The following is a 15,978-nucleotide window of genomic DNA, read 5'->3' as shown; positions in this document are numbered from 1 at the left end:
TCAGCGCCGCACGGTGGACGACTACGGTGCCGCGCCCCGATGATGGGGTATGGAGTCTCCCAGTGCCGACAGCCTGCCGATTCTGAGTCCGGTCTCGTCCAGTGGCAGTCGTGGCGCGTTCCCGCCGATCGACGACTACGCATTCCTGTCCGATTGCGAGACCAGCTGCCTGATCGCCAACAGCGGTTCGGTCGAGTGGTTGTGCGTGCCACGCCCCGACTCCCCCAGCGTCTTCGGCGCCATGCTCGACCGCAGCGCCGGGCACTTCCGGATCGGCCCGTACGGCAAGAACGTGCCCGCCGAGCGGCGCTACCTGCCGGGCGGAATGATCCTGGAGACCACCTGGCAGACCGAGACCGGCTGGCTGATCGTGCGCGACGCGCTCGTGCTCGGGCCCTGGCACAACAACAACCAGCGGTCCAAGACCCATCGCCGCACCCCGATGGACTGGGATGCCGAACACACCCTGCTGCGCACGGTCAAATGCGTGAGCGGGACGGTCGAGCTGGAGATGAGCTGCCAGCCCTCGTTCGACTATCACCAGGGCGGCGCGACGTGGGAATACACCGGCAAGGTCTACGAACAGGCCACGGCCAGGGCCTCGCTCGACCCCGACGCCGGGCCCGCGCTCGTCCTCACCACCGATCTGCGCCTCGGCCTCGAGGGCCGGGAGGCTCGGGCCCGCACCCGAATGTCCGAAGGCGACGAGGTGTTCGTCGCGCTCACCTGGTCGGAGCTGCCCGCGCCCGCCACCTTCGCCGAGGCCGCGCAGAAGATGTGGGCGACCGCCGAATGCTGGCGGCGCTGGATCACTCTCGGCGATTTCCCCGACCATCCCTGGCGGGGCTACCTGCAGCGCAGCGCCCTCACCCTCAAGGGCCTCACCTACGCGCCGACCGGCGCCCTGCTCGCCGCGGCCACCACGTCCCTGCCGGAAACCCCAGGTGGACATCGCAACTGGGACTACCGCTACACCTGGGTTCGCGATGCGAGCTTCGCCCTGTGGGGCCTGTACACCCTCGGCCTGGACCGGGAGGCCAACGACTTCTTCGCCTTCCTCAACGATGTCACCACCGGCGACAACGGCGACGCCCTCCCGCTCCAGGTGCTCTACGGCATCGGCGGCGAGCGCCGCATCACCGAGTACGAGCTGCCCAACCTGTCCGGCTACGACGGCGCCACCCCGGTCCGCGTCGGCAACGCCGCCTACGACCAGGACCAGCACGACATCTGGGGCACCATGCTCGACGCCGTCTACCTGCACGTGAAATCGCGGGGGCAGGTGCCGGAATCGCTGTGGCCGCTGCTGGAACGCACCGTGCACGCGGCGATCGCGAACTGGCGTAAGCCCGATCGCGGGATCTGGGAGGTGCGCGGCGAACCACAGCACTTCACCTCCTCGAAGGTGATGTGCTGGGTCGCCCTGGACCGCGGCGCCCGGCTGGCCCAGCTGCACGGGCAGCACACGCGCGCGGCGGAGTGGTTCGATATCGCCGAGCAGATCAAGGCCGACGTGCTCGAACACGGGGTGAACGACGAGGGCGTGTTCACCCAGACCTACGGCGGCGACACCCTCGACGCCTCGCTGCTGTTGGTGGTGCTGACCCGCTTCCTGCCGCCCGACGACCATCGCGTGCGCGCGACGGTGCTGTCGATCGCGACCCGGCTCACCGTCAACGGCCTGGTGCTGCGCTATCGCACCGACACCACCGACGACGGCCTCGACGGCGAGGAGGGCACCTTCACCATCTGCTCGTTCTGGCTGGTCTCGGCGCTGGTGGAGATCGGTGAGCTGGAGCGGGCCACCCACCTGTGCGAGCGCCTGCTCGGACTGGCCAGTCCGCTGCGCCTCTACGCCGAGGAGATCGACTCCCGCACCGGACGGCACCTGGGCAACTTCCCGCAGGCGTTCACCCATCTGGCGTTGATCAACGCGGTCACCCACGTCATCCGGGCCGAGGACTCACGCAACGCCGGCCAGTTCCAGCCGGCGCACACGCCGACGCACCGGCCCTAGCCGGTCAGTACGCGAGCCGTTCGGCGCGTTCCCGCAGACCGGCGATGGTCCGCAGGCCCGCGTCGATCTCGGTGATCCGCAGTTCGCGGTGGTCGCCGTAGCGCAGGCCGGTCTCCTCGGCGGCGCGCAGCGCCTCGTCGGCGGTACGGCCTACCTCGGCGGCGATCTCGGTGTAGTGGTCGCGCAGGACCCGCTGCAACGTGCGCAGCCGGTTCCGGGATTCCTTGCCCACCTGGAAGATCACGTCGTCGGCGAGCCGGGCGACGGCGACTTTGGCCTCGGCCTGCCTACGCTGCTTGCGATTACGGCGGTCGTCCCACAGCGCGTTCACGCCCAGCAGCACGCCCGCGCCCGCCGAGTACCAGTTGACCAGCGACATCCCGAGCAGGCTGGTGGCCAGACCGACCATCAGGATGCCGCCGTAGGAACCGCGCAGGGCCGACAGCGCCTGCTGTCCGACACTGGATTTCGCGCTCTCCAGCGTCTCCAGCGACTGCACCGGCTCGAGCACGTCGCCGGGGTTGGTCAGGCGCAGTTCGGGCAGCGGCGGGGTGCGGTTGTCCGGCGGGAACTTCGCGGCGACCTGTTCGGCGAGCTCGACGGCGCGGTAGTGCGCCATCACGAAGTTCTCCTCGACGGCCTCGCAGATCCGCGCGTCGAGTTCGGTCGCGAATTCGTTCCACTTGCGGGCCGGGTCGGTGCGCGAGATCTCCGCCTCGGCCTCGCGCACGAGCGTGCGCAGCCGATGCCGCAGATCGTGTTCGATGTCGGCGCTCAGCTCGGAGCTGCCGTCGACGAGGGTGACCTGCCAGGTCGCGGTGCGCTGGCGCAGCTGATCGGCCGCGGTCCTGGCCGCCGCCAGCCGCTGGGTGATCTCGGCCCGGCTGCGCGGGTCGCGCAGGGCGTCGGCCTCCGCGCGCAGGGTGAGCGTGAGCTGATCGGTGACCAGGGCGATGTCGCGCACCGCCGCCGCCACGGCCACCGAATCGGCCCGGGCGACAACATAGTCGTGCAGATGATCGATGAGTTGCGGTACGCCGGACTCGATGTCGCGCTGCTGATCGCCGCTGTCCTGCGCCTGTCGGTGCATCACCGCCGAGACGGGCGCGACGGCGAAATTGAGGCCCGCGCCATCGAGCAGCGCGCGGTTGCGGCGCTGGGTCAGCGACCAGTGCGGGTTGCGGTCGATCTTGGTGAGCACGCACACCACCGACGGGCACACCTGCTCGACCCGGCGCAGATAGTCCAGCTGCGCCTCGGTCAGCTCGGCGGCGGCGTCGGCGGCGTAGAGGACCACGTCGGCGGCGGCGATCATCGACCAGGCCGCGCTTTCGTGGGCGGACGCGCCGGGGGCGTCCATCACCACCAGTCCGTCGGCGAGCAGCGGGCTCGGCTCGGCGAATTCGGCGCGCAGCACCCCGAGGGCGGTCAGCGCGGGTCCGGGATTCAGCGGGTCGACCGGCACCCGCTCGACGCGGCCGCGCTGCGCCGACTTCACCAGCGTCGCGGCCGGTTTGGGCCCGTACTCGACGATCACGGGCACGCTCGGCTTGCCGTCGGTGGCGCTGACCGGGGTGCCGACCATGCTGTTGACCAGCGTGCTCATCCCGGCTTGTGGTTCACCGACCACGACCAGACGCACCCGCGGATCGCTCAGCCTGGCTCGCACCATGCCGAGCCTGGCGTCGAGGTCGTCACGACCGCCCGTGCGGACCAGTTCCCGCAGTTCGTCGACCAGGGAAACGACCGGAGCCATCACATCCGGATGCTTCACCGTCGCGGCCTGCAGTCCGGCAGCGGCTGACAACCTGTTCCTCACTCTCGTTGCATGAGTCCGGCCGAGACGCTGGGACCAGACGTCGTCGTGTCAGACGACGAAGTCATACCCATGGTGCTCGACGGGAAACCCGGCAGCCAGATGATCGGCGCCACCCACCCCGGTGTCGAACAGTCCAGCCGAGACGCCATGGTAGCCGTCGTCGGTGTAGCTGATGTCGGCGGCGATCGGCTTGGTGTCGATGACCGGCGGTTTCACCGGGACCTGGGTCGGCTGCACGGTGACCACCGGCGGCGGGGTGACCACGGTCGGCGGATCGATGTCGACGGTCGGCTGCTTGGTCGGCATCGTCGGCTGGTGGGTGGGCGCGGTCGGCTGCTGGGTGGGCACCGTCGCGGTCGGGTGCGATCCGGTCGGGTCGGGCACGTCGACGGTCGGGGTGCTCGCCCCGGTCGAGGGCGCCGTGACGCCGCCGGTGGTCCCCGGCTTGGTGACGACGTCGTCCGGGACCGTCGGCTTGGCCGGGCCGGTCGCGGCGGTCGGCGGCACGGTGACCACCGCCTTGGTCGGGTCCGGCAGCTGGGCCGTCGGCTTGGGCAGCTCGGGCAGCTTCACCGTGGTCGGGGTGTCGATGTCGACGGTCGGCTGCTGGGACGGCACGGTCACCGGGACGGTGGTCGGGGTATGGCCACCGGTGATGTCCGGCACGACCACCGGCTTGGTCGGCGTGGTCGGCGCGAACAGCGCGGGCACGGCGGCCGCGGGCGCGGTCAGCGGCGAGGTGGCGGCGCCCGCCCCACCGAAGACGTTGGCGATCGGGGTCGACGCGGCGTCGGGCTGGATGGTCGTCTGCAGCGGCGTGCTGACCACCGGGTTGACGGCCACCGGCGCGGGCGCGGCGGGCGCGACCGGCGCCGGAGCGGGCGCGATGGGCGCCGGCGCGGCGGGAGCCGGGGTCTGCGCCAGCGGGGCGGCCGGGGCGGGCGCCGGGGCCTGTGCCAGCGGGGCGGCCGGGGCGGGCGCGGCGGACGACGGTCCGGTGGCGCCGCCGGGAAGGCCGACGCCCGAGGACGACGAGCCGGGCAGGCTCGGCCCGGTCGGCGAGGACAACCCCCCGCCGGTACCGCCCGCGGTCGTGTCGCCGGGCACCTTGATGCCGTCGCCGAGCCACTTGCCGTAGTCGTCGAGCTGATCGCCGACCTGGCCGACCTGCGCGGTGACCTTCATCTGCGAGGTGAACCACACGCCGTCCAGGCCGGCGTGCGCGTCGATCTGCCATTCGGTGTTCACCATCGCGCCGAAGCCGTCGAACATGTCACCGATGCCGTCGAACAGTCCGTCGCCGGGCTGACCCGCGCCGGGCACGCTCGCGCCGGGCAGGCCACCGGGCGAACCGGGCAGGCCGATGCCGTCATAGCCGGGGATGCCGATGCCGTGGCCGGGCAGCCCGTCGAAACCGGGAATGCCGATCCCGTGACCGGGCAACCCGAAGGCGGGCGTCTCCGGCAGGCCGAACGGGTTGTCGGTGTCGGTGTCGCCGAGACCGCGGCCTGGCGTGGTCGGTGCCTGCGCATAGCCGGGGATGCCGAAGCCGCTGGAGTGATGGCTGTCGGAGCCGGGAATCCGCAGCTCCCGCTCATCGTCGGAGCCGGGAACCTGTGGGCGCCAGTCGGATTCGGTGGCTCGCGCGACCATGGTGACGTCGGCCGGGGCGGGCGCGTGCGGAGCGAACGGCGTATGCGGCACCGGATGTGGCGCGGGCACGTCGGCGAGGTCGGGGAACGTCACGACCGGGCTCGGCGCGTCCGGGCTGGGGTCGGAGGGGTACTGCGAGGACCAACCGGCGACCCGGCTGTCGGCGTTGCTGGTGCCCGGGGTCGTGTCGGGACCGGTGCCGTTCGCGGCGACCAGGGCTCCACCGGTGACGTAGGCGCCCGCGCGGGCTACCCGCGCGACACCGTTGGCGACCCGGTAGGCCGTGTCGGTCCCCTCCGCGCGCGCAGCATCGTCATCGAAAGGCAGATCACGCGTCATCAATGCTCCAACACTCGCATCACTGTCGACCCCCCACCACGAACGAGGCGAAGTGAAGATCATCCAACACTATTACCCGGAGGCCGAACCGTTGTTTCGTCCAGAACGGTTGGTACCACCTTATGGCGAGCAACAGTTTTCGGCGACCCGGTGGAATCGGGGGGTTCACGATCCCAAGAGAACTCTAACGATTGCTCAACGGTCCCTGAAGATCGGCTGCTTAGCGTCGGTTTCGCCGGTCGCACCGATCGGCGAAACCCCCTCGGAGGAGTCCCGCCCATGACCGTATTCACCGCCCGCCGCCGTTCCCGTGCCGCCGCCCTGGTCGGCGGCACCGCACTGCTGACCGCGACGATCGCCGCAGTGGCCGGCGCCGCGACCGCCGATCCCGCCGTGACCAGGGAAATCGGGCCGGAACGGACGCTGATCATCTGCTCGGCGCCCGGTACTCCCGCCCGGCCCCTGCCGCCGGAGGGCGCGCGCATCCACATCGAGCGCTACGAGGGCGCCCCCGCGGCACCGCTGCCCGCCCTGCCCGGACACCCGGGCGACCCGGCCGTCGAGGCGCCGGGCGACTGCCGCGACGTCGACCCGGGCGAGGCACCGGGTGGCGTTCTCGTGATCCGCCCGCCGCACGTGCGCTGACCAGGAGAAACGAGGGATCGAACTAGGGTGAGCGGATGACCGGACAGCAGATCTTGGTCGTCGACGACGAGGTCAGGGTACTGGCCTCGCTGCGGCGCGGCCTGGAACTCTCGGGCTTCGACGTCGTCACGGCCGGTGACGGCGCCGCGGCGCTCGCCCTGGTGCGTTCCACCACCCCGGACGCCATGGTGCTCGACGTGAACATGCCCGAACTCGACGGCGTCGGCGTGGTGACGGCCCTGCGGGCGATGGGCAACGACATCCCCATCTGCGTGCTCAGCGCCCGCAGCGCGGTGAGCGACCGGATCGCGGCACTCGAACGCGGCGCCGACGACTACCTCACCAAACCGTTCGACCTCGGCGAGCTGATCGCCCGGCTGCGCGCGCTGCTGCGCCGCAGCGCGGCAACCGCTGCGCCGCAGGGCAAGACGGTGCGGGTGGGCCGGGTCGAGATCGATCCGGCCGGGCACCGGGTGCACGCGGCCGGACGACTGGTCGAACTCACCAAACGCGAGTTCGAGCTGCTGGCGATGCTCGCCGACAACGTCGGCATCGTCCTCGGGCGCGAGCAGATCCTGTCCGCCGTCTGGGGTTACGACTTCGCCACCGACACCAATGTGGTCGACGTGTTCGTCTCGTATCTACGGCGCAAGCTCGAGGCCGACGGCGTCGGTCGGGTCGTGCACACGGTGCGCGGCGTCGGATTCGTCCTGCGCGAGCGCCCGTGAGGACCGGGTCGTGGTCGTTGCGAACGCGGGTGGCCGTGGTGTCGGCGTTGGTCGCCGCGCTGGTGGCGATCACCCTGGGACTCACCTATGCGGCGCTGCTGAAGGTCGCGGGCACCCGGCAACTCGATCAGACGGTATCGACGATGAATGTCCGGGTGGTGCAGCGCGTCGACGGCGTCCCCGCGCCGCCGATCCCGCTCCCGGCGGACGAGCGGACCGTCCCCGGCACCCCCGAACCACCGGTGGTGGCAGCGCCGGGCAGTCCGTCCGACACCGCGCTGGCCAAGGTCCAGGGCGCGCCGGGCCTGCTGGTCCGGCTCGATCCCGATCGTGAGCTGGTCGACGCCGCGATCACCCGCAGCCAGCTCATCGGCTTGGGCATCGGCGTCGGCGGGGTGCTGATCGCGGCCGGATTGGGTTGGGTGCTGGCCGGTTTCGCGGCGCGCCCGCTGCGCAGGCTGGCCACCGCCACCCACGAGATCGACACCCTCGACGAGTTGCCACCGCTGTCGGGCCGTGGTGCCAGGGAGGCCGAGGAACTCTCCGACGCCATCACCCGGATGCTGGCGCGCCTCGAGACCGCGCACGGTGAGACCAGGCAGGCGCTGGCGGGCGCGCGCGATTTCGCCGCGGTCTGCGCGCACGAACTGCGCACCCCGCTCACCGCGATGCGCACCGACTTGCAGGTCCTGGCCGGTGCCGATCTCCCGGCCGAGCAGCGCGACGCCGTCCTGTCCGATGTGCTGGCCGCCGAACGCCAGATCGAACGCACCCTCACCGATCTGGAGCGCCTGGCCGTCGGCGAGCTCACCGACGCGGGCGCGTTCGAGCCGTTCGAACTCTGCGAGACTCTCGATCGCGCCGTCCAGAACGCCCGGCGCGCGCAACCCGGCGTCGACATCGCGCTGACCGCGTGCGACCCGGTTCCGATCACCGGCCTGCCCGGCGGGATCCTGCTGATCGTCACCAATGCCGTCGCCAACGCGGTCCTGCACGGACACGCCACCGAGATCGCGGTCGCGGCACACGCGGACGCGGACGGGATCGAGATCACCGTCGACGACAACGGCACCGGGGTACCGGAACACCTGTCCCCCACCGCTTTCGACCGCTTCGCCAAACGGCCCGGCTCCCCCGGCTCGGGTCTGGGCCTGGCGCTGGTCCGGCAGCAGGCCGAATTGCACGGCGGCACGGCCGAACTCACCGAAAGCCCACTCGGCGGGACGCGCCTGCTGGTGCGCATCACCGCCGAGCCGGGGTGAACGGGGTGGGAACTATTTGCCCTTGGGCTTGTCCGAGGCAGCGTCCGAGGACAGCGCGGCCACGAAGGCTTCCTGCGGCACGTCGACCCGGCCGATGGTCTTCATCCGCTTCTTGCCTTCCTTCTGCTTCTCGAGCAGCTTGCGCTTGCGGCTGATGTCACCGCCGTAGCACTTGGCGAGCACGTCCTTGCGGATCGCCCTGATGTTCTCGCGCGCGATGATCTTCGAGCCGATCGCGGCCTGGATCGGCACCTCGAACTGCTGACGCGGGATGAGTTCGCGCAGCTTGGAGGTCATCTTGTTGCCGTAGGCCTGGGCGGCGTCCTTGTGCACGATGGCACTGAACGCGTCGACAGCCTCGCCCTGGAGCAGGATGTCGACCTTCACCAGCGCCGACGACTGCTCGCCCGCCTCCTCGTAATCGAGCGAGGCGTAACCGCGCGTGCGCGACTTCAGCGAGTCGAAGAAGTCGAAGATGATCTCGGCCATCGGCAGCGTGTAGCGCATCTCCACGCGCGTCTCCGACAGGTAGTCCATGCCGAGCAGCTCACCGCGACGGCTCTGGCACAGCTCCATGATGGTGCCGACGAACTCGCTCGGCGCGATCACGGTGCACTTGGTGACCGGCTCGAAGGTCTGGCGCACCTTGCCCTCGGGCCAGTACGACGGGTTGGTGACGATGTGCTCGGTGCCGTCTTCCATGACGACCCGGTAGATCACGTTGGGCGCGGTCGAGATGAGGTCGAGGCCGAACTCGCGTTGCAACCGCTCGCGGGTGATCTCCATGTGCAGCAGGCCGAGGAAGCCGCAGCGGAAACCGAAGCCCAGCGCCACCGAGGTCTCCGGCACGTAGGTCAGCGCCGCGTCGTTGAGCTGCAGCTTGTCCAGCGCGTCACGCAGATCCGGGTAGTCGGAGCCGTCGACCGGGTACAGGCCCGAGTAGACCATCGGGCGCGGTTCCTGGTAGCCGGCCAGCGCCGAGGTGGCGCCGTCGCGCGCGGAGGTGACGGTATCACCGACCTTGGACTGACGCACATCCTTCACACCGGTGATCAGGTATCCCACCTCGCCGACGCCGAGTCCCTGGGTGGGCTTCGGTTCGGGCGAGACGATGCCGATCTCGAGCAGCTCGTGCTGCGCGCCGGTGGACATCATCTTGATCTTCTGGCGCGGGGTCAGCTTGCCGTCGACCACCCGGACGTAGGTGACCACGCCACGGTAGGTGTCGTAGACCGAGTCGAAGATCAGCGCGCGAGCCGGGGCATCGGCGTCACCGACCGGCGGCGGCACCTCGGCGATCACCTTGTCCAGCAGCTCACCCACACCCACGCCGGTCTTGCCCGACACCCGCAGCACGTCGTCGGCCTCGCAACCGACGATGTGGGCGATCTCGGCGGCGTAGCGGTCCGGGTCGGCGGCGGGCAGGTCGATCTTGTTCAGCACCGGGATGATCACCAGATCGCGTTCCATCGCCAGGTACAGATTCGCCAGCGTCTGCGCCTCGATGCCCTGGGCGGCGTCGACCAGCAGGATCGCGCCCTCACAGGCCTCGAGCGCGCGCGAGACCTCGTAGGTGAAGTCGACGTGGCCCGGGGTGTCGATCATGTGCAGGACGTAGTCCTGGCCGTCGACAGTCCACGGCAGGCGCACGTTCTGCGCCTTGATCGTGATGCCGCGCTCGCGCTCGATGTCCATCCGATCCAGGTACTGGGCGCGCATGGCCCGTTCCTCGACCACACCGGTCAGCTGCAGCATCCGATCGGCCAGGGTCGACTTGCCGTGATCGATGTGCGCGATGATGCAGAAGTTCCGGATCCGGGACGGATCGGTGAACGTCGTATCGGCAAAACTGGAAGCCACTCCACTCCTCGAGGGGTATCGGCGAACTGCGTCTATCGTCCCATGCGTCGAATCGCCGCCTTGTCACCGGTGCACCGAAGCGTGCGTCACCGTTATATTTCAGGGATGGCCAGCAGTTGGAACACTCTCGGTAAGCAACTCGGCGTCATCGCCAAGGAGCAGGGACCGAAGATCGTGCGCAAGCAGGGTCCACGGCTGCTCGAGAAGCTGGTGGGGGCGCTGGCGGCCAAGCCGGAACCCACCGTCGCGGTGCGCCCGACCGCGTCGACGCCGGTGCCCACCGCCCACCGCGCCCGGCAGATCGTCTACTGCCCGCAGCTCGACGGACGCGCCGACCCGGGCGAGATCGTGTGGACCTGGGTGCCCTACGAGGAGGACCCCACCAACGGCAAGGACCGCCCGGTGCTGGTCGTCGGGCGTGACCGCAAGACCCTGCTCGGGCTGATGCTGTCGTCCAAGCCCGACCGCGCGCACGATCACAACTGGGTCGGGATCGGTTCGGGCCCGTGGGACCACGACGGCAGGCCCAGCTGGGTCCGGCTGGATCGGGTGCTGGACGTGCCGGAAGACGGCATCCGCCGCGAGGGCGCGATCGTGGAACGCAAGACCTTCGACCTGGTCGCGCATCGGCTCGTCGCCGAATATCGCTGGAGCTGAGCGAGACTGCGAAGCCCCGATCCGGTACTCCGAATCGGGGCTTCGTCGTCGGCGCGTCCTGCGCTAGCTCAGGACGTCCCTGGATCGCCCGAAGATCAAGCCGTAGACCAGCGCGCCCAGAACCCCGCCGAGCAGCGGGAAGACGATGAAAGCCCACACCTGGCCCATCGCGCCGTCCTGGTAGGGCGCCACGCCGAGACTGCGCGCCGGGTTGACCGAGGTGCCGTCGACCGGGATCGAGATCAGGTGGATCACCGCGAGGGTGACACCGATGGACAGACCGGCCAGCGGCACATCGGAGATCTGATCGGTCGAGGCGAGGACCACGAACACCAGCAGCGCGGTGAGCATCACCTCGATGATGATCATCGCCGCCATCCCGTACCCGTTCTGCACCACGACCTCGCCCAGCGGCCCGGTCACCGCGGACGGACTGTGTGCGCCCCAGCCGTTGGCGCCGAGCCCGTCGACCGCCCGATCGTAGGACGGCAGGTTCTTGGCCAGCGCGAACAGCACGAGACCGGCCAGGAATCCACCGATCAGCTGGGCGATCCAATAGCCCGCGGCCGACGCGGCCGTCAGCCTGCCGAGCAGGAGTTGACCGAGGGTGACCGCGGGATTGACGTGACAACCCGAGATCGGTCCGATCGCGTAGACGAGGAACATCAGCGACAGACCGAAGGCGAGCGCGATACCGAGCGCGCCTACTCGTTCACCGGCCAGGACCGCGGTGCCCACACCACCGATCACGAGTATGAAGGTGCCCAGACCCTCGGCCACCCATTTCTTGACTTCGGGGACGACTTCGGGTTCGACCAGTTCCTGTGCAGTGGGAGACATCTGCCACCACCTCTCCGAGAGGACTTGTCCCCGCGGCAAGGCGGGGTTCCGCACGAGCGAACTGGACATTACGCGAGGCGGGTCACCTCTACAACGACCTCGAGGTCCGTCGAGCCGCCGCCGGAGAAGACACCTTTCAGCGGAGGCACATCGGCGTAATCGCGCCCGACCCCGACCGAGACGTGCTGCTCGTTGACGGCGAGGTTGTTCGTCGGGTCGTAGCCCCACCACTGCCCGGTCCAGGCCTCCACCCAGGCGTGCGACTGGCCTGCCACGGTCTCGCCGATCTCGGCGCCCGGCTTCGGATGCAGGTAGCCGGAGACGTACCGGCTGGGAATTCCCATGCTGCGCAGCAACACCAGGGTCAGGTGGGCGTAGTCCTGGCAGACACCGCGCCGCTCGGCGAAGGCCTGCAACGCCGAGGTGTGCACCGAGGTGGTGCCCGCGATGTAGTCCATCTCCTTGTGCACCCATTCGGCCGCGCGCACCACCGCCTTGGCCGGTTCCTCGCCCCGGGACAGCTGCCTGGCCACCGTCGCGAGCTTGCGATCGCGCGGCACATAGGAGGTGGGACTGAGCATTTCGTCGAAGCGGTCGACGATCGGACCGCTGCGCAGGTCGTCCCAGCTCAGTTCCTCGGTCGGTTCCGCGAACGGCTCGGTCTCCACCACCGAGGACCCGGTCACCTCGAGTTCGGTGTGCGGTGCGTGCAGGTCGAACGCGGTGACCGCGGTGCCCCAGTAGTCGGTGTAGCGATACGACCTGGTGGCCGGCACGGTTTCGACGCGATTGAGGATCACGTTCTGCCTGCTGTCGGCGCGCGGCGTCAGCCTGGCCTCGTTGAACGAGCGCGTCACGGGCGCGTCGTAGACATATCCGGTGGTGTGCACCACCCTGATCCGCCAGCTCACAGTTCTCCCTCCACCTGCACGCGGCCGTCGGAACTGCTGCGCACATCGGTCCACGCCACCCAGGGGGCGGCGTGGAAGTACTGGCGTGACACGGCCTCGCTGACCTCGCGGCACGATTTCTGCAGCGCGAGCAGTCTGCTCTGCAAGTCCTCCAGCAGCACCCCCGGCGGCAGGAATTCGAGTTCGCTGCGCGCCCGGCCGAGCACCCGCTGGGCCTCGTGACGCGCGCCGACGCGACTGCCGGGCCGCTGGTCGAGTTCGGTCAGGCAGGCCTCGGCGACGCGCAGCGTGTGGAACACCGAGCGCGGGAAGAGCCGGTCGATGAGGATGAACTCGGCGACCCTGGCCGCGTCGAGCGCGCCGCGGTGGGTGCGCAGATAGGTGTCGTGGGCGCCCGCCGAGCGCAGCACCGTCACCCAGGCCGGCGAGGAGGTGCGGTCGCCCGCGCGCGAGAGCAGCAGCCGCACCATCATGTCCACGCGTTCGATGGAGCGGCCGAGCAGCAGGAAACGGTAGCCGTCGTCGCGCGAGAGCGTCGAGTCGGTCAGTCCGGTGAACATCGCCGCGCGGTCCTTGATGTAGGAGAAGAACTCGTGCGGGCCGAGGCCGCGCGCCGCCTTCTCCGCCGTCGCCAGCCCGTTGTAGGTGGCATTGAGGCACTCCCACATCTCGCTGGAGGTGACTTCGCGTGCGCCGCGGGCGTTCTCGCGGGCCTTGCCGATGGAGTCGCTGATCGAGACGCCGTGGTCGTGGCTGAACGCGACCAGGTCGGTCACCGACCACACGTCCAGGCGCAGCCCCTCCGGCGGCTCGATGCCGAGCACCTTGAGCAGGACCCGGGAGGTGCGGTCGGCGTCGACGGTGGCGTCTTCGAGCAGTTGATGCACGGCGACGTCGAGGATGCGCGCGGTGTCGTCGGCGCGCTCGACATATCGGCCGATCCAGTAGAGGGATTCGGCGTTGCGAGCAAGCATGTGTGTCAGTCCCCGATCAGCCGCTGCGTCTGTTGTTGTTGCTGCTGTTGCTGATTGGCCTGCGGCGCGCTGAGTTCGCGACCGATTTCGAAGGAGTCTGCCTGCGGCGGATCGCTCACCAGTTCCGGACCGGCCAGTTCCCGGTCGACGAGGCCGGAGCGACCGGCCAGCACCCAGGTGTCCTTGCTGCCGCCGCCCTGGCTCGAGTTGACCACCAGCGAGCCCTCCGGCAACGCGACCCTGGTCAGCCCACCGGGCAGCACCCAGATGTCCTCGCCGTCGTTCACCGCGAACGGGCGCAGGTCGACGTGCCGGGGCGCGAGATCGTTGCCGATCTTGGTCGGCACGGTCGACAGCTGCACCACCGGCTGGGCGATCCAGCCGCGCGGATCGGCCTTGACCTTGCGCTTGACCGCCTCCAGCTCGCGCGGGGACGCGTCGGGCCCGATGACGATGCCGTAGCCGCCGGACCCCTCGACCGGCTTCACCACGAGCTCGCCGACCCGGTCGAGCACCTCCTCGCGTTCGTCGTCGAGCCAGCAGCGGAAGGTGTCGACGTTGGGCAGGATCGGCTTCTCGCCGAGGTAGTACTCGATGATCGTGGGCACATAGGTGTAGATGAGTTTGTCGTCACCGACGCCGTTGCCGACCGCGCTGGAGATCACCACGTTGCCCGCGCGGGCGGCGTTGAGCACGCCGGCCACGCCGAGCACCGAGTCGGGGCGGAAGTGCATGGGGTCGAGGAAGGTGTCGTCGATGCGCCGGTAGATCACGTCGACCTGGCGCTCGCCCGCGGTCGTGCGCATGTAGACGACATTGTCGCGGCAGAACAGGTCACGCCCCTCGACCAGCTCGACGCCCATCTGCCTGGCCAGCAGCGAATGCTCGAAGTAGGCGGAGTTGTGCACACCCGGGGTGAGCACGACGACGGTCGGGTCGGCCTCGTTGGGCGCCGCGGAGGCCCGCAGCGCCCGGAGTAGGTGCGTGGGATAGTCGCCGACCGCGCGCACCCGGTGCGAGGAGAACAGGTCGGGGAAGACCCGGGCCATCGTGCGCCGGTTCTCCATCACATAGGACACCCCCGACGGCGAGCGCAGGTTGTCCTCGAGCACCCGGAAGTCGCCGCGTTCGTCGCGTACCAGGTCGATGCCCGAGACATGGATGCGCACCCCGTTCGGCGGGACCAGGCCCGCGGCCTCGCGGTGGAAGTGCTCACACGAGGTGACCAGCCGCTTGGGGATCACCTGATCGCGCAGGATGTTCTGCTCGCCGTAGACGTCGGCCAGGAACAGCTCCAGCGCGGTGACCCGCTGTTTGATGCCCCGCTCGAGCTTGGCCCACTCGGCGGCGGCGATCACCCGCGGCACCAGATCCAGCGGGAACGGCCGTTCCTGCCCCGACAGGGAGAACGTGATGCCCTGATCGATGAATGCCCGGTCCAGCGCGTCGGAGCGTTTGGCCAGGTCGTCTACGTCGTTGGCGGCCATCGCGGCGTGAATGCCTTTATACGGCGCCCGCACTCGTCCCGCCGCGTCGAACATCTCGTCGAACGCGTCGGCGAAGCGGCCCGGGCCGTACCCCTCGAACAAACCGGCGTGCGCGTTCACCGGATGCCCGTTCGTTCTCACCAACGCCGGTGATGCAGATCGAGCCGTACCCGGCGCTGTGGTGGAGGTCATGAGAAAAACTGTGCATCACCCGGCAGCAGGGTCGTGTGAGACACAGGTAAATTTCTTGCATCACCTGAAATGGATGAAATCAGCGGAGCCGGGGGCCGGTCGATCGGAGCCCGATTTCGCCGGGCGGTGCCGAGCTGGTAACCTCGATCTTCGGCGCGGTGTTACCCGTAGTTCAGCACCATCTGCTGCATCGTGGGCGCGCGCCCGACGAGCTTTCGAGACATACCACCCAGCGACAGGAAACCAGAGGATACAGGCGTGGCCAACATCAAGTCCCAGATGAAGCGGATCCGTACCAACGAGGCGGCGCGCAAGCGCAACCAGTCGGTCAAGTCCGCGCTGCGCACCGCGATCCGCAACTTCCGTGAAGCTGCCGCCAGCGGTGACAAGGAAAAGGCTGCCGAGCAGCTGCAGTTCGCGAGCCGCAAGCTCGACAAGGCCGCTTCCAAGGGCGTCATCCACGCCAACCAGGCGGCCAACAAGAAGTCCGCGCTCGCGCTGGCTCTGAACAAGATCTGATCGGAGCGGGTCCACCCGCTCAGCAATACTTCGCAAGACGCAGCCGCCGTGGCCTCGATGACCACGGCGGCTTTT

Annotated in this window: 13 protein-coding genes; 6 read left to right on the top strand and 7 right to left on the bottom strand. The window is 69.4% G+C overall.

The features are described 5' to 3' along the window. Positions 1–49: 49 nt before the first annotated feature. Positions 50–2,017 (top strand): glycoside hydrolase family 15 protein, encoded by a 1,968-nt coding sequence (locus tag Q7X29_RS10150; protein ID WP_218717391.1) that lies wholly within the window; start codon positions 50–52, stop codon positions 2,015–2,017. Between the two features lie 4 nt (positions 2,018–2,021). Here the strand turns inward: Q7X29_RS10150 and Q7X29_RS10145 are convergent, their stop codons facing one another. Both Q7X29_RS10145 and Q7X29_RS10140 read right to left on the bottom strand, forming a co-directional pair. Beyond that, positions 2,022–3,824 carry a P-loop NTPase family protein gene (locus tag Q7X29_RS10145; protein ID WP_218717392.1) on the bottom strand — a complete coding sequence of 601 codons (1,803 nt, stop codon included), beginning with the start codon at positions 3,822–3,824 and terminating at the stop codon, positions 2,022–2,024. Between the two features lie 60 nt (positions 3,825–3,884). Further along, entirely contained in the window at positions 3,885–5,828 is a 1,944-nt protein-coding gene (locus Q7X29_RS10140; protein ID WP_316573892.1) for a hypothetical protein, read from the bottom strand. Between the two features lie 279 nt (positions 5,829–6,107). On the opposite strand from Q7X29_RS10140, the gene Q7X29_RS10135 reads away from it, so the two are divergent. The 3 genes from Q7X29_RS10135 to Q7X29_RS10125 are packed head-to-tail and all read left to right on the top strand — an operon-like array spanning position 6,108 to position 8,463. Continuing rightward, positions 6,108–6,473 carry a hypothetical protein gene (locus Q7X29_RS10135; protein WP_218721353.1) on the top strand — a complete coding sequence of 122 codons (366 nt, stop codon included), beginning with the start codon at positions 6,108–6,110 and terminating at the stop codon, positions 6,471–6,473. A 35-nt stretch (positions 6,474–6,508) separates the two neighbouring features. Further along, a complete protein-coding gene (locus tag Q7X29_RS10130) occupies positions 6,509–7,201 on the top strand; it encodes a response regulator transcription factor (protein ID WP_218721354.1) in 693 nt (230 codons plus the stop codon). 38 nt (positions 7,202–7,239) lie between these two features. Further along, positions 7,240–8,463 carry a HAMP domain-containing sensor histidine kinase gene (locus Q7X29_RS10125; RefSeq protein ID WP_316573891.1) on the top strand — a complete coding sequence of 408 codons (1,224 nt, stop codon included), beginning with the start codon at positions 7,240–7,242 and terminating at the stop codon, positions 8,461–8,463. A 12-nt stretch (positions 8,464–8,475) separates the two neighbouring features. Here the strand turns inward: Q7X29_RS10125 and lepA are convergent, their stop codons facing one another. Further along, complete coding sequence (lepA, locus tag Q7X29_RS10120) at positions 8,476–10,323, bottom strand: translation elongation factor 4 (protein WP_218721356.1); 1,848 nt, start codon at positions 10,321–10,323, stop codon at positions 8,476–8,478. A gap of 105 nt (positions 10,324–10,428) precedes the next feature. Here lepA and Q7X29_RS10115 point away from each other — a divergent pair, with 105 nt between their 5' ends. Next, on the top strand, positions 10,429–10,980 hold the full coding sequence (locus Q7X29_RS10115; RefSeq protein ID WP_218721357.1) for a type II toxin-antitoxin system PemK/MazF family toxin: 552 nt from the start codon (positions 10,429–10,431) through the stop codon (positions 10,978–10,980). Positions 10,981–11,043: 63 nt separating this feature from the next. On the opposite strand, the gene Q7X29_RS10110 is transcribed toward Q7X29_RS10115, so the two are convergent. The 4 genes from Q7X29_RS10110 to Q7X29_RS10095 form a co-directional block, all read right to left on the bottom strand. Beyond that, positions 11,044–11,820 carry an aquaporin gene (locus Q7X29_RS10110; protein WP_218721358.1) on the bottom strand — a complete coding sequence of 259 codons (777 nt, stop codon included), beginning with the start codon at positions 11,818–11,820 and terminating at the stop codon, positions 11,044–11,046. Between the two features lie 68 nt (positions 11,821–11,888). After that, positions 11,889–12,731 (bottom strand): transglutaminase family protein, encoded by an 843-nt coding sequence (locus Q7X29_RS10105; RefSeq protein WP_218721359.1) that lies wholly within the window; start codon positions 12,729–12,731, stop codon positions 11,889–11,891. Further along, positions 12,728–13,705, bottom strand: a complete 978-nt coding sequence (locus Q7X29_RS10100) for an alpha-E domain-containing protein (protein WP_218721360.1) — start codon at positions 13,703–13,705, stop codon at positions 12,728–12,730. Before Q7X29_RS10100 ends, Q7X29_RS10105 begins: the two co-directional genes overlap by 4 nt. A 5-nt stretch (positions 13,706–13,710) precedes the next feature. Continuing rightward, complete coding sequence (locus Q7X29_RS10095) at positions 13,711–15,246, bottom strand: circularly permuted type 2 ATP-grasp protein (protein ID WP_255588616.1); 1,536 nt, start codon at positions 15,244–15,246, stop codon at positions 13,711–13,713. 396 nt (positions 15,247–15,642) lie between these two features. Between Q7X29_RS10095 and rpsT the strand changes: the two genes are divergently transcribed. Then, positions 15,643–15,903, top strand: a complete 261-nt coding sequence (rpsT, locus tag Q7X29_RS10090) for a 30S ribosomal protein S20 (RefSeq protein ID WP_019045815.1) — start codon at positions 15,643–15,645, stop codon at positions 15,901–15,903. The last annotated feature ends 75 nt before the right edge of the window (positions 15,904–15,978 follow it).

It is taken from the genome of Nocardia canadensis (assembly GCF_032656385.1).
GTDB classification, from domain to species: Bacteria; Actinomycetota; Actinomycetes; order Mycobacteriales; family Mycobacteriaceae; genus Nocardia; species Nocardia canadensis.
This window is presented reverse-complemented; position numbering and strand designations above follow the sequence as displayed.

What these genes read in the sequence shown, in the direction of transcription:
- Q7X29_RS10150 (WP_218717391.1), top strand. Translation starts at nt 50, where the DNA reads ATGGAGTCTCCCAGTGCCGACAGCCTGCCGATTCTGAGTCCGGTCTCG.
- Q7X29_RS10140 (WP_316573892.1), bottom strand. Translation starts at nt 5,828, where the DNA reads ATGACGCGTGATCTGCCTTTCGATGACGATGCTGCGCGCGCGGAGGGG.
- Q7X29_RS10135 (WP_218721353.1), top strand. Translation starts at nt 6,108, where the DNA reads ATGACCGTATTCACCGCCCGCCGCCGTTCCCGTGCCGCCGCCCTGGTC.
- Q7X29_RS10130 (WP_218721354.1), top strand. Translation starts at nt 6,509, where the DNA reads ATGACCGGACAGCAGATCTTGGTCGTCGACGACGAGGTCAGGGTACTG.
- Q7X29_RS10115 (WP_218721357.1), top strand. Translation starts at nt 10,429, where the DNA reads ATGGCCAGCAGTTGGAACACTCTCGGTAAGCAACTCGGCGTCATCGCC.
- Q7X29_RS10110 (WP_218721358.1), bottom strand. Translation starts at nt 11,820, where the DNA reads ATGTCTCCCACTGCACAGGAACTGGTCGAACCCGAAGTCGTCCCCGAA.
- Q7X29_RS10100 (WP_218721360.1), bottom strand. Translation starts at nt 13,705, where the DNA reads ATGCTTGCTCGCAACGCCGAATCCCTCTACTGGATCGGCCGATATGTC.
- Q7X29_RS10095 (WP_255588616.1), bottom strand. Translation starts at nt 15,246, where the DNA reads ATGTTCGACGCGGCGGGACGAGTGCGGGCGCCGTATAAAGGCATTCAC.